At 49.0% G+C, this 26599-nt stretch carries 22 protein-coding genes and 1 tRNA gene; 13 read left to right on the forward strand and 10 right to left on the reverse strand.

The annotated features are described in order from the left end of the window. The first annotated feature begins 69 nt into the window (after window positions 1-69). From ACJJI1_RS09830 to ACJJI1_RS09855, 6 genes are all read left to right on the forward strand, one after another. Window positions 70-1326 (forward strand): PepSY-associated TM helix domain-containing protein, encoded by a 1257-nt coding sequence (locus ACJJI1_RS09830; protein ID WP_444918882.1) that lies wholly within the window; start codon window positions 70-72, stop codon window positions 1324-1326. A 116-nt stretch (window positions 1327-1442) separates the two neighbouring features. Then, the gene (locus tag ACJJI1_RS09835; RefSeq protein ID WP_444959376.1) at window positions 1443-2027 is read left to right on the forward strand and encodes a DUF6515 family protein; all 585 of its coding nucleotides are present in this window, start codon (window positions 1443-1445) and stop codon (window positions 2025-2027) included. A gap of 99 nt (window positions 2028-2126) precedes the next feature. After that, window positions 2127-4289 (forward strand): mechanosensitive ion channel family protein, encoded by a 2163-nt coding sequence (locus tag ACJJI1_RS09840; protein WP_444959222.1) that lies wholly within the window; start codon window positions 2127-2129, stop codon window positions 4287-4289. Between the two features lie 138 nt (window positions 4290-4427). Beyond that, a complete protein-coding gene (locus ACJJI1_RS09845) occupies window positions 4428-5831 on the forward strand; it encodes a rhomboid family intramembrane serine protease (RefSeq protein WP_444959223.1) in 1404 nt (467 codons plus the stop codon). A gap of 53 nt (window positions 5832-5884) precedes the next feature. Further along, window positions 5885-6352 carry a cupin domain-containing protein gene (locus ACJJI1_RS09850; RefSeq protein ID WP_444959224.1) on the forward strand — a complete coding sequence of 156 codons (468 nt, stop codon included), beginning with the start codon at window positions 5885-5887 and terminating at the stop codon, window positions 6350-6352. A 35-nt stretch (window positions 6353-6387) separates the two neighbouring features. Beyond that, window positions 6388-6753: a thiol-disulfide oxidoreductase DCC family protein gene (locus ACJJI1_RS09855; RefSeq protein WP_444892668.1), complete on the forward strand. Its 366-nt coding sequence runs from the start codon at window positions 6388-6390 to the stop codon at window positions 6751-6753. A gap of 57 nt (window positions 6754-6810) precedes the next feature. Here ACJJI1_RS09855 and ACJJI1_RS09860 read toward each other — a convergent pair whose 3' ends face one another. Continuing rightward, the gene (locus ACJJI1_RS09860) at window positions 6811-8229 is read right to left on the reverse strand and encodes a hypothetical protein (protein WP_444918885.1); all 1419 of its coding nucleotides are present in this window, start codon (window positions 8227-8229) and stop codon (window positions 6811-6813) included. A 165-nt stretch (window positions 8230-8394) separates the two neighbouring features. Between ACJJI1_RS09860 and pepB the strand changes: the two genes are divergently transcribed. The 3 genes from pepB (at window position 8395) to ACJJI1_RS09875 (ending at window position 12478) form a co-directional block, all read left to right on the forward strand. Beyond that, window positions 8395-9684, forward strand: coding sequence for an aminopeptidase PepB (gene pepB / locus ACJJI1_RS09865; RefSeq protein ID WP_444912019.1), 1290 nt, complete (start codon window positions 8395-8397; stop codon window positions 9682-9684). A 232-nt stretch (window positions 9685-9916) separates the two neighbouring features. After that, window positions 9917-11071 (forward strand): DUF3667 domain-containing protein, encoded by a 1155-nt coding sequence (locus ACJJI1_RS09870; protein ID WP_444959225.1) that lies wholly within the window; start codon window positions 9917-9919, stop codon window positions 11069-11071. Window positions 11072-11743: 672 nt separating this feature from the next. After that, window positions 11744-12478, forward strand: coding sequence for a CARDB domain-containing protein (locus ACJJI1_RS09875; protein WP_444959226.1), 735 nt, complete (start codon window positions 11744-11746; stop codon window positions 12476-12478). Between the two features lie 51 nt (window positions 12479-12529). Here ACJJI1_RS09875 and ACJJI1_RS09880 read toward each other — a convergent pair whose 3' ends face one another. Then, window positions 12530-12805, reverse strand: coding sequence for a hypothetical protein (locus ACJJI1_RS09880; RefSeq protein ID WP_444959227.1), 276 nt, complete (start codon window positions 12803-12805; stop codon window positions 12530-12532). 128 nt (window positions 12806-12933) lie between these two features. Then, a complete protein-coding gene (locus ACJJI1_RS09885; RefSeq protein WP_444959228.1) occupies window positions 12934-14022 on the reverse strand; it encodes a hypothetical protein in 1089 nt (362 codons plus the stop codon). Window positions 14023-14532: 510 nt separating this feature from the next. Between ACJJI1_RS09885 and ACJJI1_RS09890 the strand changes: the two genes are divergently transcribed. Then, the gene (locus ACJJI1_RS09890; protein ID WP_444959229.1) at window positions 14533-15477 is read left to right on the forward strand and encodes a GlxA family transcriptional regulator; all 945 of its coding nucleotides are present in this window, start codon (window positions 14533-14535) and stop codon (window positions 15475-15477) included. An 80-nt stretch (window positions 15478-15557) separates the two neighbouring features. Beyond that, window positions 15558-16739, forward strand: a complete 1182-nt coding sequence (locus tag ACJJI1_RS09895) for a hypothetical protein (protein ID WP_444959230.1) — start codon at window positions 15558-15560, stop codon at window positions 16737-16739. Window positions 16740-16805: 66 nt separating this feature from the next. On the opposite strand, the gene ACJJI1_RS09900 is transcribed toward ACJJI1_RS09895, so the two are convergent. Beyond that, complete coding sequence (locus ACJJI1_RS09900; RefSeq protein WP_444959231.1) at window positions 16806-17819, reverse strand: zinc-dependent alcohol dehydrogenase family protein; 1014 nt, start codon at window positions 17817-17819, stop codon at window positions 16806-16808. Window positions 17820-18078: 259 nt separating this feature from the next. Between ACJJI1_RS09900 and ACJJI1_RS09905 the strand changes: the two genes are divergently transcribed. Next, window positions 18079-19245: a DUF4268 domain-containing protein gene (locus tag ACJJI1_RS09905; RefSeq protein ID WP_444959232.1), complete on the forward strand. Its 1167-nt coding sequence runs from the start codon at window positions 18079-18081 to the stop codon at window positions 19243-19245. 370 nt (window positions 19246-19615) lie between these two features. Here the strand turns inward: ACJJI1_RS09905 and ACJJI1_RS09910 are convergent. The 6 genes from ACJJI1_RS09910 to rpsU form a co-directional block, all read right to left on the reverse strand. Beyond that, a tRNA-Ile gene (locus ACJJI1_RS09910) sits at window positions 19616-19692 on the reverse strand. 284 nt (window positions 19693-19976) lie between these two features. After that, window positions 19977-20396: a diacylglycerol kinase gene (locus tag ACJJI1_RS09915; protein WP_444959233.1), complete on the reverse strand. Its 420-nt coding sequence runs from the start codon at window positions 20394-20396 to the stop codon at window positions 19977-19979. An 89-nt stretch (window positions 20397-20485) separates the two neighbouring features. Then, complete coding sequence (gene rpoD, locus ACJJI1_RS09920) at window positions 20486-22351, reverse strand: RNA polymerase sigma factor RpoD (protein WP_444959234.1); 1866 nt, start codon at window positions 22349-22351, stop codon at window positions 20486-20488. 196 nt (window positions 22352-22547) lie between these two features. Further along, window positions 22548-24512, reverse strand: a complete 1965-nt coding sequence (gene dnaG, locus ACJJI1_RS09925) for a DNA primase (protein ID WP_444959235.1) — start codon at window positions 24510-24512, stop codon at window positions 22548-22550. Between the two features lie 15 nt (window positions 24513-24527). Beyond that, window positions 24528-24974 (reverse strand): GatB/YqeY domain-containing protein, encoded by a 447-nt coding sequence (locus ACJJI1_RS09930; RefSeq protein WP_108731584.1) that lies wholly within the window; start codon window positions 24972-24974, stop codon window positions 24528-24530. A gap of 197 nt (window positions 24975-25171) precedes the next feature. Beyond that, the gene (gene rpsU / locus ACJJI1_RS09935) at window positions 25172-25387 is read right to left on the reverse strand and encodes a 30S ribosomal protein S21 (RefSeq protein ID WP_020411530.1); all 216 of its coding nucleotides are present in this window, start codon (window positions 25385-25387) and stop codon (window positions 25172-25174) included. Between the two features lie 173 nt (window positions 25388-25560). Between rpsU and tsaD the strand changes: the two genes are divergently transcribed. Then, window positions 25561-26595, forward strand: a complete 1035-nt coding sequence (tsaD, locus tag ACJJI1_RS09940; protein WP_444959236.1) for a tRNA (adenosine(37)-N6)-threonylcarbamoyltransferase complex transferase subunit TsaD — start codon at window positions 25561-25563, stop codon at window positions 26593-26595. Window positions 26596-26599 lie beyond the last annotated feature (4 nt).

Here is a 26599-nt window from a genome sequence, read left to right on the forward strand (position 1 = left end):
GTTAACTCCGTTGCAGTTTAACCCGGTACTTGTGCCGGGTTTTCTGTTTTTTAGTTTTAGGTAAATGTTATGCGTCAAACCCTGGTTCTTTTACATCGTTACCTGGGGCTTGCTACTGCGGTCTTCCTGATAGTCACCGGGCTAACCGGCGCTATTATCTCCTGGGATCACGAACTGGATGAGTGGCTCAATCCCCACTTATATAAAACTACTTCCAGCGGCGAACCCTTAGCCTCTATCGAGTTGGCAGAACGGCTTGAAGAGTCCTTGCCGCAAGTCCAAATATCCTATTTTGAATTAGTACAGGAGCCTGGGCATACCCAGTATTTCTGGGTAGAGCCTCGAATTGACCCCGCTACCGGTCAATTCTTTGCGGTGGATTACAACCAGGTATTTGTCGATCCGACCAGTGGGGAAATTGTTGGTAAGCGCGAATGGGGACGTGTCTGGCCGATAACAACTGAAACACTGATGTCGTTTTTGTACAAGCTGCATTACAGTTTTCATATTCCTGAATTTTGGGGCACTGACCACTGGGGAATTTGGCTGCTGGGCGTTATTGCACTGGTATGGACAGTCGATTGCTTTGTGGGGCTAGCGGTGACTTTACCTCGCCGCAAGAAATCCACTCGAAAGCCATCTCGGACTTGGTGGCAGCGCTGGAAGCCCGCATGGATGATTAAGGCCGGCGCTGGGCGTGCCAGGCTCACATTTGATTTACATCGTGCGTTCAGTCTGTGGACCTGGGCGCTGCTGCTGACAATTGCATTTACGGCCTTCTCACTGAATCTCTATCGAGAAGTGTTTTTTCCCCTGATGTCGCTGGTATCAGATGTGACTCCGTCGCCCTTGGAAGAGCGCACACCTAACGATCACAGCAATCCAATTACCCCGGCGTTGTCTTTTCGGGGTATAGCCGCGATTGGAGAAAACCAAGCTGCGCAGATTGGCTGGCAGCAACCGTTGAATTCCCTGTGGTATGCCCGGGAGTGGGGGATATATCGAGCTGAATTTTTTGATGCCAGCGCAGGGCATGGTGCCGGGGGGGTTGGTCACAAGGCTCTATTTTTTGATGGCCACAGCGGCGAATATCTCGGAGACTTTATCCCCTGGGAAGGGACGGCAGCAGACTTATTTGTACAGGCGCAATTCCCAGTGCATTCCGGTAGGATCCTCGGTCTCCCTGGTCGCATACTGATTTCAATTATGGGGGTGGTGATTGCGATGTTGAGTGTGACTGGAGTTTTAATCTGGTTACGTAAACGTCGTGTGGCAGTCAGTAGTCGGGTGGATAGCAGGTCTCCCTTGCAGAGTACAGCTGTATAATTCTATTGGTTAGACTAGTGGTAATTGGAGCAATTTAATGGCGCTCTAGTTACCGCTTGGGATAGCCTTGGAGATGACTTGTTCGCACCATACCCTTAGCGGATTGCAATTTGCTGATGATATTAGCCATGCGATCCCTGCTTACCCTATTTCTTGTATTCTTCTGTTCTGTTTCGGAGTCTCAGGTTCGATCGGACCACCTGCCTCCCGGAGCTGAGCCTATCGAAGTGAATAACCAGACAGTTTTTTATAAAAATGGTTATTTCTACCGCAAAGGCCCCGACGCCTATACCCGGATTGAGCCGCCTCTGGGAGCTCGGGTCTCCCGAGTACCTTTTGGAACCCCCATTAACTTGGGTAACAAGCATTATATGCTTGCGGGTAATGGTACCTTTTTCTTATTAGACCCCAGGGACAATCAATATGTGGTGGTCACGCCCCCTCCCAATTGGCAGCATGTTAATCGCAATCCCCTAGCTCCGAAAAAGAAAATATATCCCCGAGCGTATCCGCCCCGCCATTTGCGGCACCGCTCAGAGGGTAAACGAGTCGATCGTAAGGATTGGGATATTTACTGTGAAGCCCGGGCGGCAAATTTGCTGCGCAGTACGGGTGAGCCTGGTAAAACAACCAGGCGGGCTATGCGTGAATATCGCAAGGTATACAGAAAATGTTTGCGTCAAAGTCGGCGCTTCAGGTAAATGCATGGGGCAGGGAAGTCCCTGGGCTACACTGAACAATATGGCCCAGTAGGCCCCTATTTTATTAGTGCCGGATTTTTTCACGGATAGAAGTATTTTATGCCGGGTGCCAGCCTTTTTATCCCTCGTTGTAGTGCCGGCAAAGAATTTTCTTTTCTTCACCTCGCCCTTTCATTTCTCCTTTTCTTTAGTGTCGCCTGTCTCTCTGTTTCCAGTGTCGCCCAGCTTCCCGGTAGTAAACCCAAGGAGTTTAAGCCGGAGGTTCCAGATTTTGCTGACCCCTCTGCAGATTGGTGGACTGGATGGACCAGTGCTTCTCCCGAAGAGCGACGAGAATGGCTTAGCTTGGTCACAAAGAGCTGGGAGGAGTGGGAAAAGGATTTGCCGGAGGATGAGGCCTTACAGGAAGGCGCAGAAAAGATTAGCCAAAGTTTACAAGGGATCGCAATTACCTGGAAAAAACGAGAGGAGTACCTGAAAGTCCCTTTAATGCCGGATGTGGATTTTCCAGAAAACCCAACGGTATTGAACTGGGCCAAGGCTGATTCTGCCATCAGCCGTGGCCGACGTAGGTTGAAAGGCGTAGAACTGGAGGCTCGCCAACTTAAATCAACCCAGTCCCAGTCTCTATCTTTACTGCGTAAACAAGTGATTGTGCTGCGGGATTCCAGTGGACGAGAGGAGGATGAGGCGGCGCAGGCCCTACTTTTAGCTCAAATAAATCACCTAAATATTATTGAGCAGCTGAGTACCGTTAATACTTTCCTGGGAACCTGGCGGGAAAAGATTAACAGCGCAGAAATTAAATTGCGGAGACTTCTGGATACCCTCGTCTACTCCAGTAAAGATGCAGAGGAAATAGATAAGGATATTGCCGCGAACGAAAAGAAAATCGAACGTATTTCTGCGACCCGCACCAGTATTCAAAGCACTACAGAACCCTCCACTGACCCCACCATCAATATGCAGAAAGACCTCACCCTGATGCAGCTTGAAGTGGACTTGTTGGAGGAGCAGTTGGAAAAACGCAAAAAGGAATTGCTGCAATCCATCAATGAGGTCCTGAATGAAGAGGGCGAAGAGCGCCCCCTGATTATCAGTCGGGATTTATTGGAAAATGCCAACTCTGTGATTGAAAGTGCGTCGCGGGAGCTGGCGGTGCGCCAGCGCCAGGTGGTGGCCTGGCGCGAAGATGAAGAGAACGAAGACCTGAGTCGCTGGTGGTCTTACTTTGAGCGTATTGGCAGTGGCCTGGCCCGCGCCAATGACCTCGAGCAGGATATTCAGCGCTATGAAAAGGCCCAGCTGGAGGTTTACAAGGAGCGCCAGGGTTGGTGGGCAACAGTGCGCGAACGAGTCGCACTGGGCGCAAGACAAGCTTATAACCGCTGGCGTAAGTTGGCGGATTATCAGCTATTTACTGTTGCCCAGAACCCGATAACCCTGCGGTTGATCGCCAAGATGATTGTGGTCTTGGTGGGGGCCTGGCTATTGTCTGGACTCACCCAGGCCTTCCTGCGCCGGCTTGTGCGCAGGGAGCATGCCAGTGAATCCTCCATGTACAATCTTGGGCGGGTGTTGCATTACATCTTTATTTCCGCGGCCCTGATTGTGGTGCTCAGCATGTTGGGCCTGGATACCTCCAAGTTGGCCCTGGTCGCTGGAGCCCTGTCGGTAGGTATTGGCTTTGGGCTTCAGGCGATCTTCTCGAATTTTATCTCCGGTTTGATTTTGCTGTTTGAGCGCCCTCTCAAAGTGGGTGATCTGGTGGAGCTGGAGTCGGGCGTTTTTGGCCGCATCCGCGATATCAGCGTGCGCTCAACCCGTATTACCACGCGGGACAATGTGGATATCTTGGTGCCCAACACTGAGTTTGTTGCGGGCCGGGTTATTAACCACACACTGGATGATCCTGTGCGCCGTATTCATGTACCCTTTGGTGTGTCTTATGCCTCGGACCCAGATTTGGTGCGGGAAGCTGCCCTGGAAGCTGCTGCTCGAGTCAATATCACCCATACCGACTGGAAGCGAAAAACCGAGGTGTGGCTGATGGGGTTCGGAGATAATGCCCTTGACTTCAAGTTGGTGGTGTGGGTCAACAGCAATATGGTGACTTCCCTGGGAGACTCCTATGCCCTGTACAACTTGGAGTTGTTGCGGGAATTTCGCGATAAGGGTATTGAGGTACCTTTCCCTCAGAGAGATCTGCATCTGCGCAGTTGGGATGTTCCGGCGATCATTGGCCGTACTGCCAGGAAGTAACTGGGGTCCGGCTGGCATGACACCTCCGGGATTTCATAGTATTTTCAGCCCACTGGCCTTTGTGTCGGTGCAAGTTCATTTACCGGTGTTACTGCGTTTTCTCACAGGGCGCTGATGAAATCACAATAAGGGAAGCCCGTGCTGATCATCCCCATCCAAAACAAACCCGACTGGCGCCGGCCGCCATTAATGTGTTTTGCGTTGATTGCCCTTAACTTGCTGATGTTTGTTTTCTATCAAGGGGGGGATGAAGCACGCTGGCAGGAAGCTGAAGATTACTATTTTGAGAGTGACTTACCGGACCTCGAAGAGCAACGCTTTCTTGTGTATGTCAATGAAATGCACCCAGAGTGGAGAGCGCAGATGGGTGTGGAAGGGGAAGAGTTTTTTTACCGGGAATCCCTCGGTAACCCTGAATTCCACCACTGGCTGTTGCCGAAGCTCGAAGCAGAGGGTGAAACCGAGTGGTTACGACAGAGGCAGGAGTTTGCCCAACTGCGGGATAAGGTTAGTAGCAATGCACTGGGACTGATACCGGCAGATCCGAGTATTGCTGGGGCCTTTGGCCATATGTTTTTACACGGAAGCTGGGATCACCTTATTGGCAATATGGTGTTTTTGCTGTTGTTTGGCTTGTCTGTTGAACTAGCCCTGGGAGGGTTGTGGTTTATAGGGCTCTACCTGGTGGGAGGATTGGCGGCAGCAGGTCTGCATGTGCTGGTGGAATCCGGCAGCCATGTACCGATGGTGGGTGCCTCCGGTGCGGTCTCGGCAATTATGGGCATGTTCGTCGCGGTTTACGGTGTGCGCCGGTTGCGTTTCTTTTACACCATTGGTTTTATGTTTGGCGAATTCAGTGCACCGGCGCTGCTGGTGTTACCACTGTGGTTGGGTAAAGAGATTTTCGGTTACTTGTATGGAGATGCCAGCATTGCCTACTGGGCCCATACTGGTGGTTTACTTGCGGGTTTTGCCCTGACTTTGGCGGTGTTGTATTGGCGCCCGATGGTGGAACCTATGCCGGAGGAAGAGGAGGCCCCGTGTCCCCAAAGGGTAGCCCTGGCGCGGATTGATCGTTTTTTGGAAGAGGGAAAAATCCTGGAAGCCACTGAAGCGGCAGCCTCAGCGGTGCGGCAATATCCACAGGCTTTAACACTGATTGAGCGCTATATAGAACTGACTTCAGTGGCGCCAGAGAGTGAAGGTTACCACCGGGCCAATCTCGCGTTATTTGCCCAGGCAGGAAATCTGGAGATCGATGGCCATACCCTGGCAAGTGGCTATCGCCGCTACTTGGCGGCAACAAAAAGTCCAAAGGCGCTCACCGGAAAGGCAAACTTATTGATGGCACGGCGTGCAGCGGAGGAAAAGGACTGGCCGTGGCTAGAGGAATTACTGCGCCACTTGAAACAGCAGCGAGTGAATCACCCCTTGATTCCCAAGCTGGGAATGGTGCTGGTCAATTACTATCGTCGCCTGGGTGAGGAAGGCCGCGCGCGCGAGGTGAAAGAGATGACCCAAGATATGGCTGCCTCAGGTTGAAGAACATAATTCGGTATGTCTTATAAATAATTAAGTAATGTATTGGGGGCAGAGTGAGTCGCTATATTTTGACTAGGACCGAAATTGCAGGGATGGAGGGGGAGCGCAAGATACATTTCCTCAATGCCAATGCGGTGCGTAAAAACAAGTCCCTGGGTGATCTTACCGGCATATCCGGCTTTGGTTTCCATATGATCGAAATCGAGCCAGGTTATGAATCCACAGAATTCCATTGTCACTATTTTGAAGACGAATGTGTTTATATCCTGGAGGGTAGGGCCGAGGTGCGTATTGGTGACGATCACCACCAGGTTTCTGCAGGGGATTTTATTGGCTACCCCGCTGGCGGCCCAGCTCATGTGATGCGCAATGTGGGAGAAGCGACCTTGCGCTGCATAGTTGTAGGCCAGCGATTGCAACATGATGTTGCCGACTACCCAGAAAAAAATCAGCGGATCTACCGAAATAGTGGATTACCTTGGGAATTGGTGAACCGCGATGATATTGATCACCCGAAGTAGTTTTCGCCGGTAGAAAAAGAATGGATTTTTAGCATATGCCTGAAAAGATTCGGGTCTTTTATAATTCCGCTTGTCCAGTTTGTAACGCAGGAATTTCAGCACAAAAGAAAAAGTCCGTCACCTGCCAAGTGGATTGGGAGGATGTTCATATTGATGAAGATAAAGCCAAGGAACTGAATACAGATTTAGAGTTCGTCCGTGAGCGACTGCATGTATTGGATGCGGATGGAAATCTGAAAGTGGGCTACGAAGCTTTTATTACAATTTGGGAGAACTCTCCCAAGGAGCAATGGAAGGCTAGGGTGTCGAAGCTAGCCGGCCTTAGGTGGTTTTTGAATAAAGGTTACAACGTTTTTGCGCGAGGTTTGTATCTATGGAATCGGGCGCTAAAGCATTGGTAGCGAATATCGGGCTAGGTTTAGGGAAGCCACCATAGATGGCTACCCATATTTTGCTATTTAGTGAATTTCGGCAGTGCTGTTAAGTACTTTCCACAGGGTATCGATTTCAGAACGCAAAGCACTCTCTGGAAATTTCTGTCGGACAAAGTGCAGTAGTTTTTTTGCCAAGTCCTCTCTACCCAATCCATCCATATACACTTGTGCCAATAACAGATAGGCAGCATCGAGTTGTGGATAGGCCTCTTTATGTAAATTATTGAGTAGCTGTGCTGCCAATTGGTACTTATGCTGTTGGTATAGCACCTTGGCTAGTGCATGGCGTATCTCGGGCTTAGCCACAGGCGGGCTGGGCTCTGTGGCCATATACAGTTCAGCTGCCTTATGTGGGCGATTTATCTGTACAAATTTTTCTAATAGATGTGGCCCCAGCTCCTGAAGGGCTTTTTTATCGTCGGTAGCAAGTAAAAGGCGGTAGTAGCGCTCATTAAGAGTTTCGTCGTTAGGGAAGCGGCGCAACCCTTCAACCAAAGCCTGGCGAGCGCCCTTGAAGTCCCCTTCGCGTAAAAATATTTGCGCTTCAGCCCGAGCGCGCTTACACAGGAATTCATTTTCCTCTAAGTAATTTTCATCATCTTCTTGTATTGAGGCTATTCCCAGTTTTTGCTGTCGAGTTAAGCAGATATATCCCATCACAGCACTTGAGACGATGGAAAAGTAAGAGACAATGGCTGCCGTGGTCGGGAAAATTGCCCAGGCCGGCAGTTTATCGCTGACCACGGCCATTAGTATATTGGGTGCGAAAGAAATGATATTGGTAATAATTAACAGCAACCAATAGGGCCAGCCAATGATTAAGGTAAATTCCAATAATTTGAGTGGGTTGATTGCGGACCTCAAACTATGGGTAAGCGCTAAGGCAATCATTGCAGCCGGCGCTAAAAATGACAGGGCGGCTGCATAAATCATTATGACATTGAGGCTTCCAGTAAATTGTACAAGTTTGTAGCCAACAAAACCGGCGATCAATGTCATTCCAATGACTTTCAGAAATAACATTGCACCATTGCCATCAAGTGCATCTGCCAGTGGAGGGGCTTCCAGTTGGCCTCCTGCGAGTCTTTCGATGACCAAGAGATTGTAGCGGGATACAACAGCTACAATGGCCACCAAAGCGACAAGGGTCAGAAGACCCATTGACGTTATTACCATACTGCCCGCTGCTGCAACAGCCATGATTGTTAGAGGGCCAGGCTTAAAAGCATAGAGAAAGTAAAATAGCCCCATTTGCCAAAAAGGCTTGGCGTTGTTACTGGCTCCGATATATTCCAGGCTATCGCGGCAGAGTGGGCATTCGGGACCCTGCCCATGGTAATTGGTACTCGAACCCGGAATACACTCGCCACAGAACTGACGGTTGCAGGGCTGGCACTGCCAGGATGCAGTCTTGCTAGTGTGATAGTGGCAGGAATCAGCCATTTATTCTTCCCTAACGAATTTCTCTACTTAATAGTTATTTTGTCTTGGTTCACAGTTTATCTGTCGACTCGGTGGCGGTGCAATCATCAAGTATTTTTAATGTCCTGTTAGAATGCAGGAGAAATACCGATAAAATTGGTACACAAGTTTCAAAATAGGTGTTGTATGACAAAGGCTATGCATATTCATTTGGTTGAGGGCTTTGCGCCGGAACCCTGGGGAGAATCAGCACTGCTGAGCTTTGATGGTAGCGCTGCCAATATTCATATTAGCGCTGCGAAAGGCGCTGTGTTGGTTGCAGCGCAGCGAGCTGCCCGAAAGCTCGATGGTATGGGGGTCAACGATGTTGTCCTCAAAGGAGAAGGGTGGAGCATTGAAAGCCGCTGGGCATTTTGGGCAGGTTTTTTTAACCCGCGTAAATCCAACAAAATTGACTGGGGGACTGATGACAGCGCCGAGTTAAAAGAACTCGCCGCCCGTGAAAATGCCAGTCGCTGGGTTCGTGAAATTACTAATGGTACTCCTGATGATGTGTCTCCGCGTGTATTGGCGGAGAGCGCTGCAGAAATGCTGCAAAAGCTGGCTCCCAGTGCGGTAACTTACCGTATAGTTGCCGGGGATGACCTGCTGCGTGAAGGGTTTGTCGGTATCCACAACGTTGGGCGTGGTAGTGTACGTGAGCCCGTGATGTTACAAGTGGACTTCAACCCGACGGGTGATGACCAGGCGCCGGTTGATATGTGTTTGGTGGGTAAAGGAATTACTTTTGACTCCGGCGGCTACAGCATTAAGCCGTCCAACAACATGGCCACAATGAAATCCGATATGGGTGGCGCGGCCATGGTAACTGGAGGCTTGGCTCTTGCAATAGCCAGAGGTCTCAACAAGCGGGTTAAACTCTATCTCTGCTGCGCAGAAAACCTGATCTCCGGTCATGCCTTTAAATTGGGCGATATTATTAAATATAAAAACGGAGTGAGTGTAGAAATACTGAATACCGATGCTGAAGGGCGCCTGGTGCTGGCCGATGGTTTAATTGCAGCTTCGGAAGAAGATCCTCGCTGGTTATTGGATGCCGCTACTCTGACCGGTGCAGCAAAGATGGCTGTAGGTCGGGATTTCAACTCTGTCTTTAGTTTTGAAGATGAAGCAGCCCAAAAGGTATTGTCTGCAGCTTCTGAGGAAAATGAAAAGGCGTGGAGACTGCCTTTAGAGCGTTTCCACCTTGAGCAAACCCCGTCCAACTTTGCCGATATCGCCAATGTTGGTATTGAGGGAAGTCCTGGTGCATCTACGGCAGCCTCCTTCCTGGCGCGCTTTGTACGGGATGAAGGGCGCAATTGGGTGCATATGGACCTTTCCGGCTCTTACCAGCCCAGTGGCAATGATCAGTGGGCGCCAGGTGCTAAAGGGCACGGCCTGCGTACAATTGCACGCTTCCTTTTGGATAATTAGCAACCGGCAATTTATGCCAAATTCCCTTCGAAACGCGCCTAATAGTCGGCGCGTTTCTTTTACTTCTCCCTTAATACCTATAAGTCATTAAAAAAATTGTACTCCAGCTGATATCCGGGATATTAGTAGAGTTCTGCTAATTGAGGTATTTCGGTTCTGGTTCGTTAGCAGATACTTGGGCCTGGAAGCTTTTGCCAGGTAAATAAGATAATCAGTGATTCGGTGAGCGGTAATGAGCACTGCAACCTCTACAAATAATTCGGATTATAATCCAAACCATTGTGCCAATTGTCATGCAGAGCTATTGGGGCCCCATTGCTATGCCTGTGGTCAACCGGTTAAAGGCATGGTTCGTCATTTCTCCTCAGTAATTGGAGACTTTTTTGATACCCTGCTTGCATTTGATTCCCGCACATGGAAAACAATACCCCCTCTGTTTTTTAGACCTGGATTTTTAACCGCTGAGTATTTCTCTGGTCGACGGGTCCGTTATGTCAGCCCTGTACGCTTGTTTATCTTTCTATGTATCACCAGCTTCTTTGTAACCCAGATAAATAGTGATTGGGCTATTAATTTTGGAAATGTTGACGTTGAGTCAGTCGATGTTGAAAAAGCGAGCCAAGGTTATAACGACGCCATCGAAGATATTCGAAAAGGCAAAGAAAAGCACGTTAACAATATTTATGCTGTCGCTGTTTTGGAAGATGTTGAGAAAAATCTGATTAGCGAACAAGAGAAGCTTACCGGTGGTTTGCATAAACTCAATGAAGATTTAAGTGAGATTGATGGAGGCCAGAATGGATCGGAAAACCTTTCTAAAGAGGAACTGGCCTCAGGATTGAATGAGACTATTAGTGAGTTAGATAGAGAGTTTCTTCAAGTTGATTGGCTTCCCAAACCATTAGAAGATTGGGTTAACCGTAAAGTAGAGAACGCCCATAAAAATGTAGAAAGGGTGACCGATGATCCAAATCGTTTCAAAAAAGCATTCTTGGGAGCTCTTCCGTCAACTCTTATAGTCATACTGCCAATATTTGCCATGATGCTGTGGGTGCTTTACGTCTTTAAACGCAGACTTTATATGGAGCACCTGATTGTAGCGTTACACAGCCAGGCTTTTATCTGCTTGAGTATTCTGATTGGCAACCTGTTTTATAGTATTAGTAGTCAACTGGAAGGATACGCATTTATATCCTCATCTCTTAATAGCCTGATGGCAATATTAGTTCTTTGGGTTCCTATTTATCTTTTTTGGATGCAAAAGCGTGTATATCAGCAGGGTTGGATCATGACCCTGTTTAAGTATTCTTTTTTGGGTTTAGCCTATCTAGTTTTATTATCTGTTGGTGCGGCTCTTACTGTATTTTGGAGTTTGGCAGAGTTATAAGGATATATCCTAATAGGATTCCAACCATTAAACGCATAAGCGTTTAATGGTTGGTGTTGGGAAAGTTGTATTGTTTGGGCTCTAAGCTATCCAAGCTAAAGAATTTATTTTCAGCACTACCGACATTTAGAATATTGTATTGCAAACCTTTGTGTCCGTTACTCAATTCAGAATCGATTTTATTAGCTCCAGAGGTTCTCATTTTAGGGTGTCTATCTGGAAAGTGAATTCGGTTTGTAAACCTGGCGAAGTTGTTTGTTGCGATGGCAGGCTATTAGCCAGTGTTAAATACGCTTTGTTATGCTTGTTTTATCTGCTGCTAATTCTATTCGGTCAGCTGGTAATAGTATTTTATAGCCTGATCTAATTATAGGTGATTAGATATTCCATTTGAGAATTCTTTAAGTTGCCTTCAATCTTTCGGTATTAATAACCTTTCTAAGGTTGTGTTGGCGGTTCTAATTGAGTTTAGAAATTTATAGGGTGGTAATATTTTGTTTGTTATTAAATTGATCAAATCGCAATAAAATTCCCGCCATAATTTTATCCATCTTGGTAGACCTGCAGTAAAGTCTGCATACAATCTCCCTGCCCAAAAGTTCTATTTTTAGTGTGCATATACATTATCTTGGGTAAATCAAATATGTATTTTTTAATTCAAAGGAGGGCGTTATGTTTAAATTTGTTTTTCGTATGCTCACAGCAGTTGCTACTTGTTTTATTACGGTTATCAGTTATGCAGATCCAATTCAAGATTTAAGTATGCAAAACTATGAAGCGGGTTGGTTTCCAAATTATTGGCAGGGGCAGGGTCCACTGACGTGTCGTCGGACTTGCGCAATTTGGGTTGGAGGAGTCCCTGAGTCAGAGGCTGCTACCGACTTGATAGATGATTTTGAATCTACCAGTGTTTGTAAGGTAACTCGCGACCCTGAAATAATCGAGAAGCCTGTCAATGACCCATCATCTCACTGGCTATACGGTAATCAGTTTGACGATAAACCGGTTTGCTATGTCGGAACTCCTTATGGTGTCAAAGAAGGTGATCACTATATGTGCCTGTGTGTATGTAATAAACCTGACCTGATAGTGAGCCAAATCTATGATCCGATCTGGAATCCTGGAACCGGGCAATCCATCATCGTAGTCGATATCACTAATATAGGTGCTCTGGCTGCGCCAATCAGCCAGGCTCGCCTTTTAGATATTGATACACTAGCCAATGATGTACAGGCGACGCCTGCAATTCCAGCAGGTGGCACTGTAAGTATTGTATTTACTTTGGGTTACTGGGTTTTTGATCCGGATGCGGTTTTAGAGGTAACTGCTGACTTTACCAATCTCGTCGATGAGTGTAACGAAAATAACAATACACTGACTTATGCCGAGCAGGGTAGTAGTAGATAGGGGAGAGCTCCCGGAACTAAGCCGTAGGGAGCTTTGAGATATTAAATAAGATTAGCTCGAAAGAAATACATTAATAACCTGGCAGCTTTCTTTATCCACAGCAGCATTAGGCTGTTCACTACCGACTGTTTGCTCCCCGGGTATTTTAGGTAGAACGAGATACATTCGTGGGTAGTCTCGGACTATATAATCTTTTTTATCTGCACTCAGCCAAGGGTATTCAGCGGCAATGGCTGTTACTCCACGGAGTAAAGCGATACCATCTGTGCAACTATTAGGAGTAGTAGCTGTGGTGAGCATGGCAAAAGCTAATGAAGAGAAGTTCATAATCTCCGCTATCCCAATGGGTCTTCAGACTGACGTTATGTTTATTCTGGGGACAGTATAGCTGAGCTTGATTATGAGCAACAGATAGCTCTATTGAAGCGGCCAGCCGAAGCTGGCCATCTTCTGCACTATGCGTGCTCTACAGAGGTTTCTTCGACTTTCTCCCAGAGGCGTGTCTCTGTCGGACTAATTAATTTGGACAAAAGGTTCGGGGCCACAGAGGTTAGCCCAATAAAACCAACTATCGCACGGAAAATAAATGAGTCAAGCCAGTAGATAAGGCCTATTAACAGTATTGCTATCACAAGTAACGGTAGAGTGGCTTGCAAACGAGACCGCTGAATATGCTGATAATCCATTGTCTCAGGTAGTTGTTTCTCGATACGTTCTAATGCGTGCGCTTTTACTGTTTGATTTAAGAACTCAACAGAATGGGTCTTATCCCCGTGCTTGATAGTTATTACATCCGAATTGTGGTCACTGCTAAGTGAACTTATTTCATTGAGAGGGATTCGGGCTGCGGTCTCAGGTTTACACAAGTGATATATTTCTTCAGGGGATTTCCCCGCTTGATAGGCTGATTGAGCAGTTAAAGCCTGCTTTTTCGGGATATCAAAATAGACGAGTTCATGCCCTTCTAAGGCGACGAGGTAGTTATCATCGATATCAAGCCAGGACGTCTCAGTATAAAAGCCCTCGGGTAGTGCTTTTTTTGATTCCCTTACAAACAAGAAGCTTAAAATCCAATATAAGACGAGGCAGATACCTAAAGTGATAGGTGCTGCTTGAATCAGGTTTCCTACAGGTGTGTTATTTTCGGCATCCCTTTGAGCATTTTGCGCTAATACATGCCCGTAGATGTCGCCCTCCGGAAACCATACTTCGATAGGTTGACCTTGTTCATATTGACTATAAATCCCTTTTGAAACCTCTGCGGAGGATTCAAAGTCCTCATCTTCATAGTTAAACTGGTAGTCAATATAGTAATTTGTACGATAGCGCTTTTTACCTTTGCGGCCCCGGTACTCTTCTTCCTCCTCTCTTAACGCTACTACTGCAGCATCTAGAGTTTGGTGATTTTCAATCCAACTTAATGATTCATTGTTGATACGGGAGTAATAATTTGACAGAAAGTAAGTCAGAATAAGGAAAACTAAAATACATACTGTACGTACCATTGATTTTCTTTTTTGTCCAGGAGACTTCTGTAACGCCATTTAATACATCCTTACTGTATTTCTTGTGCTTTAGGTATTGGTACTTTTGGAGTAATAAGTTGTTTTTTTATAGAGTGGAAACTTGGTGTGGGTGCAACATACAACTGCAGTTTGTTTGGTGAATAAAACAGAAGGTTAACTCTAAATTAATTTTTATTACTTGACCGGAATCATGGTTGGTTCAGTTGCATCATGAGTATTTCATTAATGATTATTTGTTATTGAGTAAAATTTCCTACTTAGGATAAGAGGTGAACAATTTGGTACGAAAGATTTGAATAATAATAGCCTTACAAATGTTGAGCGGTTGAATGGTAGAGCTTTTAACTGCTGTGGGATTTGGACTGACTAACTAATTTTCTGCAGCCTTATGAGATTGGGTGGTTCAGCTTCATGGAGGTAATTCTATGTTGAATTAGTTCAGGTGAAGCATCAATGTCGTTTTGTGTCGTAAATGTGTCATAGCAGACGTGCCCATTGGAGTACAATTCCCTGTGTGGAGGAGATGCTATGACCAAGAAGATAGGTTTTTTTGTTGCTGATGGATTCCAGGCGTTAGACCTCTTTGGGCCCTTGGATGCCTTTATGGAGACCAATAGTTTTGTAAGTGAGGCCTATACAAGTCGTTTGATAGGTTTAACCAACGCACCAGTTAAAACCGCGCACGGCCAAGCCTTATCCGTGGACTTTGATATCTACCAGGGTACGGAAATTGATTACCTGGTTATTGCTGGCGGTACTGGAATGCGGCAGCTGCTCTTAAGTCCTAAGCAGGTAAATGCGCTGCGTGCAATCGCAGACAGAGCTGAGCGTGTCTTGAGTATCTGTACAGGTGCATTCGTGCTAATAGACATATTTCCAGAACAAAAGCATCGCATTACTACTCACTGGCGGCATTGTCGGCAGCTTGCCGAGCAGGCAGTCAATTATGAGGTTGAGCAGGACCCCCTGTTTATTGAAAGTGGAAAACTGTGGTCTTCAGCGGGAATTCTATCTGGAGTCGACTTGGCCTTGGAAGTGATTCGCCAGGACTATGGCAATACTATTGCGGCCAGCGTGGCTAAAGACCTGGTGGTTTATCTGCAGCGCAGGGGAGGGCAGTCCCAGTACTCTGATCTGCTTAAAGTGCAATCCAGTGACAGTATGAGGCTCAATCCTCTATTGGAGTGGCTGTCGGAGAATTACCAGAAATCAATCAGCGTTTCCGATATGGCGGAACGTATTTCTGTCAGCGATCGCCAGTTAACTCGCTTGTTCAAACAACATCTTAATAGCACCCCCGGACATTATCTAAACCAACTCCGTTTAAACCGGGCGCGGGATTTAATCACCTGTGAATCAGCAAGCCTTGTTCAGGTAGCTCGACAGGTGGGGTTTGCGAGCTATGATAGCTTTCGTCGGGCTTTTTATGGCCAATTTGGAGTGTCCCCCTCCTATTTCAGCAGGAATCAATAATGAAACACCAATTATTACTTTGGGTATTTTTACTATTCTGCGTGGGTAACATCTACGCGCTGGATCTGAAGGAAAGTGATTTGTGGGCAGAGGATATTGCCCGGCTACAAACATTAATAAAAGAGCATCATATCGATCCCTTTTTGAACATTAAGGAAGACAACTTTGACTCTGAAGTAAATCGCCTAATTAAAAGTTTACCAGATTTGAATGAATCACAGGTTGAAGTTGAAATAATGCGATTATTTCGAAGTATCGGAGATGCACATACTTCTTACGATATTATGTCCGGACCACATAGACACTATCCGTTTCGATTTAAATTTTTTGGTAAGAAGTTGAAAGTAGTGGATGCAGTGGAGGAATATACTTATTTGCTGGGGGCAGAGCTGATAGGTATCAATAAATATTCTTTGGCTCAGCTGCAAGACAAACTAATTTCTTATGTTAACTTTGTCGAAAATCCCTATAGTTTTAGCTATTCTCTTAGCTTTCATATCACAGTAAATAAATTTCTTTATGGTGCTGGTATCAGTGAAGAGCTCGACGTAGCAACATTTAAATTTATAGTAGACGAAAAGCCTATCTCTATTGAAATAAACTCTGTGTCAATGCAAAATTTTGCGAAGCTCGGCACTCATTATGTAATGTTAGAGCCGGATATCCAATACTTTGATTTTGACATGCCTGGTATCAATCTGGCATATCTAGATGAATACAAAACCGCTTATATCAATTTTGATAGCTATCCTGAGCTCGTACAGCTACAGAATCACTGTGAAAGTATTAGGAATAAAATCCAGGATAGTGGCGCAAGGAATCTGGTAATAGATTTTAGAGATAATCAGGGTGGCGACTTCTATGTCGGATTGGCGCTCTCTGCCTGTATCCAGAACTTGGATCAACTAGATTGGCGCGAGGGTATCTTTGTAATAGTGGATTCGGGCACCCAGTCGGCGGCAATGAGTAATGCGGCACAGTATCAACAAATTTTAAATGCCACTTTGGTAGGAAGTCCCACTGGCGCAGATCCCAATATTGCCGCTGAAACAAACCGTTTCAGGCTAAAAAACTTCAACCGGGGTGTCAGTATCTCCAAACGTTACTATGACTTTACCCAAGCTCCCAGTGACGCCCTTTACCCTGATTTACCTATGACGACTAGCTGGGAAGACTATAGGGAGGGTAAGGATGGGACACTATTGGAGTTGCTAAGTTTTATCCAGGGAAGAGATCGCAAGACAGAGCTAAATCCTCACTAAATCGGTCAGCCGCGCTCTCACAAGTGTTTTAGCTTTAAGAGTGCGGCGAGATTGAGAGCTACTCTACTACCATTCAACGCAGACCTTGCCAAAGTGCGACCCGCTAGCCTGGTATTCAAATGCCTTAGCCAGTTCCTCCATAGGATAAGTCTTATCAATCACTGGCTGTATCTGGTTGACTTCCAATGCGGTGACATATTCCTGTTGATCCCTACGGCTTCCAACGATCAAGCCCTGTAACCGGGCCTGCTTGGCCATCAACAGTGCTGTGGGTACTTCGCCCGAGCGGCCCGTTAAAACACCAATCAATGAAATATGGCCGCCAACTCTGACTGAATGGATCGATTGCTCTAATGTACCGGGGCCACCGAGTTCAATAATATGGTCCGCACCTTTGCCTTCCGTCAGCTCCATAACCTTTTTTGACCACTGTGTATGGGTGCGATAGTTGACGCCATGATCGGCGCCTAATTTTTTAGCGCGCTCCAGTTTCTCGTCGGAAGAAGAAGTAACAATAACTTTGGCCCCCAGTATTTTGGCAATCTGAATTACCGTAATAGATACTCCGCCAGTGCCTAGAGTCAATATTGTGTCGCCAGGCTTTACCTTGCCGTCTACTACCAATGCCCGCCAAGCAGTAAGGCCTGCGGTAGTAATGGTTGCCGCCTGAGCGTGGCTCCAGCCTTTTGGGGTAAGGGTAAAAGCGCTCTGATCGCGCACAACAAACTCAGCGGCCATCCCATCGATACCGTCACCAGGCGTATTGGCAAAGTTACCCACGGAAGCCATAGGCGTACCTGCTGGCCACTGTGGGAAAAAGCACGACACAACAGAGTCGCCGACCTGAAAATCGGTAACATCCTCACCAACTGCATCCACGATACCGCCGCCATCAGACATCAGAATACGGCCGTCTTCTGTGGGAATACCGCCATTGGCGACCAAAAGATCGTGGAAGTTGAGGGAAGAGGCTTTAATTGCAACACGGATTTGGCCTGGGCCGGGCGCTCCCGGGTCAGCGATGCTGCTAACCGAAATGTTTTCTAGTCCGCCTGGTGATTTTAGCGCTATTACTTTCATTATTTCTTCCCTATGTATTGAGTGATAGTTCCCTATACCCAAGTGTATGGAAGTTAATCATCGAGTTTAACAGACCTAAATTGATGTCTATGAATGAGGTCATTAACCTGCGATGGCAATTATCTATGTCAATCTCTTCCGCGATTCATGAGTCTTAGATAGACTGGGGTTAATTGTAGTGGCATATACGTAGGTAACCAGCTACCAGGCGTAATAAGCACATTTATAGCTCTTAAATACCCAAAACCGAGGTCTATCAATGTATCAAATTGACAGGAATACTAATCGACTCGAGCCACTTAAGTTGAAAAAGTTTTCTGATTTAGGCTTCCGTGAACGCGAACATCTGCAAGAGTGGTTAGCAGCTAATCCCGAAGTACTGGGTGAGGAATTGCTTATTATTCAAAAAGAATTTGATGGTTTTAATGAGACTCGTGAACGCTTAGACCTGCTTGCCCTGGATAAACATGGTCATTTAGTAATTATTGAAAATAAACTCGATGATTCTGGACGTGATGTAGTGTGGCAAGCACTAAAGTACGCGTCCTACTGCGCCAGCCTAACAAAAAGTCAGATCATAGAAATCTATCAGCGTTTTCTTGATAAAAGAGGTTGCGAGCAGAATCAAAGTGCGCGGGAACGATTAGTGGAATTCTTTGCTGATAGGGATTTCGATGAGCTGATTTTGAACCCTGATGCTGAGCAGCGCATCATTCTTGTTGCTGCACATTTTCGTCGTGAAGTAACTTCTACCGCACACTGGTTGATGCGTCATAACCTGCGTCTTCAGTGTATTAAGGCTGTGCCCTACGCGAAAGGAGATCAATTATTCCTAAGTCTAGAGCAGATATTACCAATGAAAGAGGTCGAGGAATATGTGATCGGCCTGGCAGAAAAGAAGCAGGAAGAGCAGACCAATGCTCGTGAGCTAGCTCAGCGCCACCATACACGGCGAGAGTTCTGGAAGCAGTTCATTGAAATTATGCGTGAAAGTGACTGTAGGTTATTTGATAATGCAAATGCCGTGACTCAGAACAGTCTCCGAGGGCGATCTGGTTTGACTAAGGTGACTTATCAAGTTGTATTGAATCAAGACTCTATCCGGGCTGAATTTGTCATAGGACGTTCAGAGCGTGATGAAAATAAATATTTGTTTGATTCTTTGTTTTCTAAAAAGAATAAAATTGAGTCGCGCTTTGGTGATACTTTGGTGTGGGACCGTCTGGATAGTTATATCGGATCCAGGGTATTTACAGAAATTTCAGCAAATGGCCACAATAAAGAAGAATGGCCGACGCTGAACAGTTGGTTATGCCAGAAAATTACAAGTTTGGAAGAAGCATTTTCTCCGGAGATTGGGCATTGCAGAGAGCTTCTGACTACAATGCAAAATAATCTGTCACAATTTAATGAAGTATTAGAGTGAAACATGGCGGACTTATACTCCTTAAGACGTGCATAAAATTTTAAGCTTATTTCCTCCTTTAAACTTGGTTTATGAGTTCAAAAGTCAGTTTCATTTGAGATAAATATATTAAGACCTCACTGTAACTTTGGGGTGCAAAAAGTGAGCACTCATTTCCAAGATTAGGAGTGGATGTTACTACACCAGAAAAGAAGCTGATCTTTCGCAGCTTATCGGCAAAACTTTAAATATATATATTTTTTAACGAGTAAAGTTGCTCGAGCAACGATAAATCACGTATTTTTGATGCGAAATGGGATTGGTACCCAGTGGTTTGATTTTTTCACTAGGTCTTAAGCAAAAATCACAACGTATTGTGAACATAAGAAGGTGGTGGGCCCTCCGGGACTCGAACCCAGGACCTGCCGATTATGAGTCGGATGCTCTAACCAACTGAGCTAAGGGCCCACACATTGCTTGCGAGGATCGTTGCAAGCGGTTGAGAAAAGTACAAGATTTTCCCTTGTAAATCAATGCCTTTGTTAGCACTCAAAGCCGATATGGGCAAATTCTAGAAATCTTCTTTCCCTGTTGCTCAAGCTTTCGCCAACAACCGATCTTTATGGAATAGATGCCCACCTTGAGAGAGCTGCCAAACAGCTTAATTGGTTCGGTCGTCTTAACTAGAAGCTTCAATTGGTACGAATGTCTTGTTTATGAGAAATGGAGGCCAAAATCTCATACTAAAGTATTTAAATCGGCAGTTTGGGGATAAGGATACAGCACCAAACTAGGAATGCAGCGAAGAGGGCGACGGCAACGGCGGCGGAGCCTGTGTCTTTGGCAATCTTGGCCAGCGGGTGTTTCTCGGGGCCGATACGGTCCACGGTTGCCTCAATAGCGCTGTTGATAAGTTCGATTGGGAGAACAAACATCAGGGCTGCAATCAATATGGCGCGCTCTGTAGGTGTCTCCCCTGCCCAGAGTGCGAATGGGACTAGCAGGCATATACCAATGACTTCCTGGCGAAAAGCCTCCTCATTGCGCCATGCAGCGGCGAGCCCCTGGCTGGAGTAGCTAGTGGCAGCCAGGAGGCGAGCAAATCCTTTCTTGCCGGGCTTGTTGGCAAGCTCTTCAGGTTTTTCCTGCTTATTCGCTATTTCTTCTTGCATGCCTATCTCCTGCTTCCCTAAGCCTGCGCGGGGAGGTCATCTTTATGTCACAAAAAAAAGCCCGGTTGAACCGGGCTTTAGTCTAGCGCTTACTCGTCGAGGAAGCTGCGTAAATGCTCCGACCTGGAGGGGTGTCGCAGTTTGCGCAATGCTTTCGCTTCGATCTGACGGATACGCTCGCGGGTTACGTCAAACTGTTTGCCCACCTCTTCCAGAGTGTGGTCGGTATTCATATCAATACCGAAACGCATACGCAGTACCTTGGCTTCACGGGCGGTGAGGCCGGAGAGTACGGAGCGGGTAGCGTCGTGCAGGCCAGTTTGAGTGGCGGTATCCACCGGCGAGGATTGATTTTGGTCCTCGATAAAGTCACCCAGATGGGAGTCTTCGTCGTCGCCGATAGGCGTCTCCATGGAGATCGGCTCTTTGGCGATCTTGAGGACTTTGCGCACCTTGTCTTCCGGCATTTCCATGCGCTCGCCCAGTTCTTCCGGAGTGGGCTCGCGACCCATTTCCTGCAGCATCTGGCGGCTGATACGGTTGAGCTTATTAATAGTCTCAATCATATGTACTGGGATACGGATGGTGCGGGCCTGGTCCGCAATAGAGCGGGTAATGGCCTGGCGAATCCACCAGGTGGCATAAGTGGAGAACTTGTAACCGCGGCGGTATTCGAACTTATCCACAGCCTTCATCAAGCCGATGTTGCCCTCCTGGATCAGGTCCAGGAATTGCAGGCCGCGGTTGGTGTACTTCTTGGCGATAGAGATAACCAGACGCAGGTTGGCTTCGACCATCTCTTTCTTGGCGCGGCGTGAACGGGCCTCACCAATGGACATGCGGCGGTTGATCTCTTTGATCTGACCTACGTCCAGCTTAGCGCGCTCCTGGAACTGAGCCAGTTTGCGTTGGGCGCGAACAACTTCGTCTACGACGTGGCGCAGAGCATCGGAGTAATCGCGCTTTTTCTTGATGATTGCGGGAATCCAATCATCATTGGTCTCGTTGCCGGGGAATTCCTTGATAAAGGTCTTGCGCGGCATGCGGGCGCGTTTGATACACATGGCCATAACCACGCGCTCTTGCTCGCGCACGCTGTCGAGTACGTAGCGAACTTCGCCGTACAGCGGGTCAAACTGGCGGGGAGCCAGTTTAAAGAAGCGGAATACATCGCCAACGGCTTCGAGGGCCTGGCCAGCTTCTTTGGAATCGCGGCCGTGGGCGGCGATGGCTTCGTCGGCAGCTTTTTGTGCGGCGATCAGCGCGTTCATGCGCTCGGCGAGCTCTTCGGGGTCGATACCGCCGGTAGCTTCCTCTTCCTCGTCGCTGCTGTCGTCATCGCTGTCGTCGTCTTCGGCGTCGTCATCGGACTCTGATGACTCCGGGGTGCTGGCTGCGGCGGCTTGGCCGGCCTGGGCTCCGGGCGGAACCTCGTCGGCGGGGTCGAGCCAACCGGAGATAATATCGGGGATGCGGCGCTCTTCTTTCTCGATCAGAGCGTACTCATCGATGATCTGCTGCACTGCACCCGGCCAGTAGGCCAGGGCGGCCATTAGTTCGCGCAGGCCCTCTTCGATACGCTTGGCAATGGCGATCTCGCCTTCGCGCGTGAGCAGCTCTACGGTGCCCATTTCGCGCATATACATGCGTACTGGATCGGTGGTTCGGCCTACGTCGGACTCTACGGCTGCCAGGGCAGCGGCAGCTTCGGCTGCGGCGATTTCATCAGCGGAGCTGTCGCCTTCAGCCATCAACAACTCTTCGGCATCCGGTGCGGTTTCAAACACCTTGATGCCCATGTCGTTGATCATGCCAATAATGTCTTCCACCTGATCGGGATCGGAAATATCTTCCGGTAGGTGGTCATTTACCTCGGCATAGGTCAGATAGCCCTGCTCTTTACCGCGGGCGATCAGTTCCTTAATGCGGGACTGTTGCTGGGTTTTGTCGGTCATGCACAACCCTGAATTCTGGGAATGAAAATACGGGACAAAGACGCGGGATTATAGCGTATTTGCACTAGCAATAACCACTCTAGCTGTCAAGTAACGGCGTAGGTGCGATGTTTAGGGTGCTGGGGTTCCCGATCCCGCCCGGCGGGGGTGAGTGAATATAGTGCTGAGCCCGCAGTTTTCAAGGGGTTGGCCCTTATTAATTCTGCTTTTTTCGCCAATTGGCTAATAGAGCCAGTTGTTCTTCGGGGCTCAACTGGGCGCTGTTCTTGAGTTGATCGAGTAAATCGCGGTTGCGCTGTTTGTCTGCAGCTTGTTTCAGGCGCAGCAGACAGTCGTTAAATTCGGTGTGCGGATCGTATTCCAGGTTGCTGTCATCCTGGGCGAGTTGCCGCGCGACCGATACCAGTGGAGAAATAGCGAGCTTGGCCAGGGTATCGCAAGATTCTGCGCTGTGGTGTGCACGCCAGTGGCCGATCAATTGATAGAAATTTAATTGGGGGCGGCTTTTGTACAGCTCTACCAGCTGGATAAACAATGCCAGGTCTGCATTGCCCTTGATGGGGAACTGCTGTGGATTTTCGATTTGTGCCGCCAGCTCCGGATGGTGCAATAGCAGGGCGATCAGCATGCGCTCCGGCGGCAGGAGATATTGGCTCTGGCGGCGCGGACTGTCGTAACTCGGTGCTGCACTTTCACTGAAGTTGTTGTCGCGCTGCCAGGGTTCCGGCGGTGTGCGGTGCTCCAGCTCCTCGTGAGGGGAGGGTGCTTGGCTTGGATCTCCCTGTGCAGCTGTAGGTTGCGGGTGAGGCTGTTGTGGCGCGCGAGCTTTTTCTGTGCGGATAACCTCTTGCAGGGTTTCCTTGTCGAGCCCGGTGCGCGAGGCCAGTTGTTGGAACATCAGCTGGCGGTACACGCCATCGGGCAGCAGGTCCAGCAGGGGAGCGGCAAGTTTGGACAGGCGCGCGCGGCCGTCCATGGTCTGCAGGTTGATATCTTCGCTCAGTAGGTCGAAGAGAAAATCTTCCAGCGGTAGGGATTGCTCCTTAATTAACTGCTGGAAACGTTCACCGCCCAGTTGGCGTACCAGGGTGTCCGGGTCCTCGCCTTCCGGCAGCAGCAGGAAGCGCAGGCTGCGCCCGTCCTGCATCTGCGGCAGGGCCGACTCCAGAGCACGGCGGGCGGCAGCGCGGCCGGCGCGGTCGCCGTCAAAGCAAAACAGCAGTTCCGAGGTGTGGCGGAAGGCGAGTTGAATATGGTCTTCGCCACAAGCGGTGCCCAGGGTGGCGACGGCGCAGCGGATATCGAACTGGGCCAGGGCCACCACATCCATATAGCCTTCAACCACAATCAGGCGCTCTAAATTGCGGTTGGCCTGGCGCGCTTCCCACAGGCCGTAGAGTTCGCGGCTCTTGTGGAAAATCGGGGTTTCCGGGGAGTTCAGGTACTTGGGTTTGTCGTCGCCCAGTACCCGCCCGCCAAAGGCGATGGCGCGCCCGCGCTGGTCGCGGATCGGGAAAATAATACGGTTGCGGAAGCGGTCGTAGTGGTGGCGCGCGTTGGGCTTGGTATTGCCATCACTGTCCTGGCGGCGAATGGCCAGGCCTGCCAGTTCCAATTGATCCGCTTTCTCGGGGGTATCGGCTAACGCATTGAGCAGGTTGTCCCAGCCCGGGGGCGCTAGGCCGATACCAAAGTCCCGGGCAATCTCACCGGAGAGGCCGCGATTGCGCAAGTAGGCCACCGCATTGCCTGCGGCGGGGTGGTTGCGCAGTTGTTCACGGTAGTAGTCGGCGGCTTTCTCTGTGAGCTGGTAGAGAGATTGACTCTCCCGCTGGCGCTTTTCTTGCCCCGGTGCCAGTTGTTCCCTGGGAACTTCCAGTCCACGGGTGGCTGCGAGTTTTTCCACCGCTTCTGGGAACGGCAGGCGGTCGTACTCCATCAGGAAGCCGATGGCATTGCCATTGGCGCCGCAGCCGAAGCAGTAATAAAACTGCTTGTCCGCACTCACGGTAAACGATGGGGTTTTCTCGTCGTGGAAGGGGCAGCAGGCAGAATAGTTTTTGCCGGTTTTACGCAGCTTGACCCGGCTGTCCACCAGCTCGACGATATCTGCCCTTGCGAGCAGGTCGTCGATAAAGTGCTGGGGTATCTTGCCGGCCATGGGGATTCGCTCAGCTTAGGCCAGTTGGGCCTTCACCAGTTTGCTCACCGCGCCCATATCTGCACGGCCCTGCACCTGGGGTTTAACCTGGGCGATGACTTTGCCCATATCCGCCATGCTGTTGGCACCGGTGTCTTTGACGGCGGAGGCAACGATATCGGTGATCTCAGCTTCGCTCAGCTGCTTCGGCAGGAATTCCTGGATAACTTCAATTTCAGCCTGCTCTACTGCTGCCAGTTCAGCCCGGCCAGCTTTCTCGTACTGGGTAATGGAGTCGCGACGCTGCTTGGTCATTTTGTCCAGCAGGGCGAGGATGCGGGCGTCATCCAGGTCGATGCGCTCGTCGACTTCAACGCGTTTGATCTCGGCGTTGATCAGGCGCAGGGTGGCCAGGCGCTCTTTGTCTCGCGCTTTCATTGCGTCTTTAGTGGCTTGGGTCAGGGTTTCCTTGAGAGTGCTCATAATGAGTGTTCCGGGATTGTTGGCAATGAATTTTGGATCAGGGGCTTAGGATAGCTTGTCTGCTGGGCGGGGGAAATGCGTTAGCCCAAACGAAAAACGGCGCGCGAGTATGGCTCGCACGCCGTTCTTTATAGCTCCGCTACGGGCTAAGCCCGTCCGGCCGCCTCGCTGCGACAGGCTTATGCAGCCTGCGGCTCTTAGTAGAGACGCTGGAACTTGCGGTTTTCGCGCTGAAGCTTTTTAGCGTGACGCTTAACAGCGGCAGCAGCTTTGCGCTTACGAACAGCGGTGGGCTTCTCGTAGAACTCGCGACGACGTACTTCAGACAGTACGCCTGCTTTTTCACAGGAGCGCTTGAAACGGCGCAGGGCGATATCGAAAGGTTCGTTGTCTTTGATTCGTACAGAGGGCATTAGGATACCTGTTAAAATTCGTTTCTCTCGGCCATTCCGGCAATGCTCTCGCAGTTGCATCCGGTGGCCGGTTCACAGCGAGGGCGCAAATTCTAAACACTCCTATACGGGATCGCAACCCCATTTTCCAGTATGATAACCGCCCCTCGAAGAAGTCACGAGAATGAAATCAAGTGCGCGTCCTTGGTATAGAAACTTCCTGCGATGAAACTGGCGTCGCTATTTACGATTCTGAGTCCGGTTTGCTCAGCCATGCCCTGTTCAGTCAAGTGGACCTGCATGCCGATTATGGCGGTGTAGTCCCCGAGTTGGCGAGCCGCGATCATGTGCGCAAACTCTTGCCGCTGATTCGACAGGTAATGAAGAAGGCCGATACCAGCCCTTCAGACCTCAATGGTATCGCCTATACCGCGGGCCCCGGTCTGGTGGGGGCGCTGATGGTCGGGGCCTGCGCGGCCCGTGCACTGGCCTATGGCTGGGATATCCCGGCGGTGGCGGTGCACCATATGGAAGGCCACCTGCTGGCTCCAATGCTGGAGGATAATCCGCCCGCCTTTCCTTTTGTAGCCCTGCTGGTTTCCGGCGGACACACCCAGCTGGTGGAGGTGCGGGGGCTCGGCGATTACGAATTGATGGGGGAATCCCTGGATGACGCCGCCGGCGAGGCCTTTGATAAGGCCGCCAAAATGCTCGACCTGGATTATCCCGGTGGCCCGCGTTTGGCTGCCCTGGCGGAGAAAGGAGACCCCAAACGTTTTACTTTCCCACGTCCTATGACTGATCGACCGGGCTTGGATTTCAGTTTTTCCGGTCTTAAAACCTTCACCCTGACGACGGTGCGCAAGCACGCCCTGGAGGATGGTTTACCGGACGAGCAGACTTGCGCAGATATTGCTGCGGCTTTCCAGGAGGCGGTAGTGGATACCCTGGTGATTAAATGTCGTCGTGCTATTAAGGCTTCCGGCTATAAAACCCTGGTGATTGCCGGTGGAGTTTCCGCAAATAAATTATTGCGTGAGCGTTTGGAAACGAGCCTGCGAAAGGATAAGGCCAGCGTCTACTATCCCCGCCATGAATTCTGTACTGATAACGGCGCCATGATCGCCTATGCCGGTAGTTTGCGTTTAAAGGCCGGAGAGCAGACGAGCCTTGCGGTGGATGTGCGCCCGCGCTGGCCTATGACAGAATTGCCCAAGACCGAACTTTAAAAAT

It is taken from the genome of Microbulbifer maximicatervae (SeqCode), assembly GCF_052467065.1.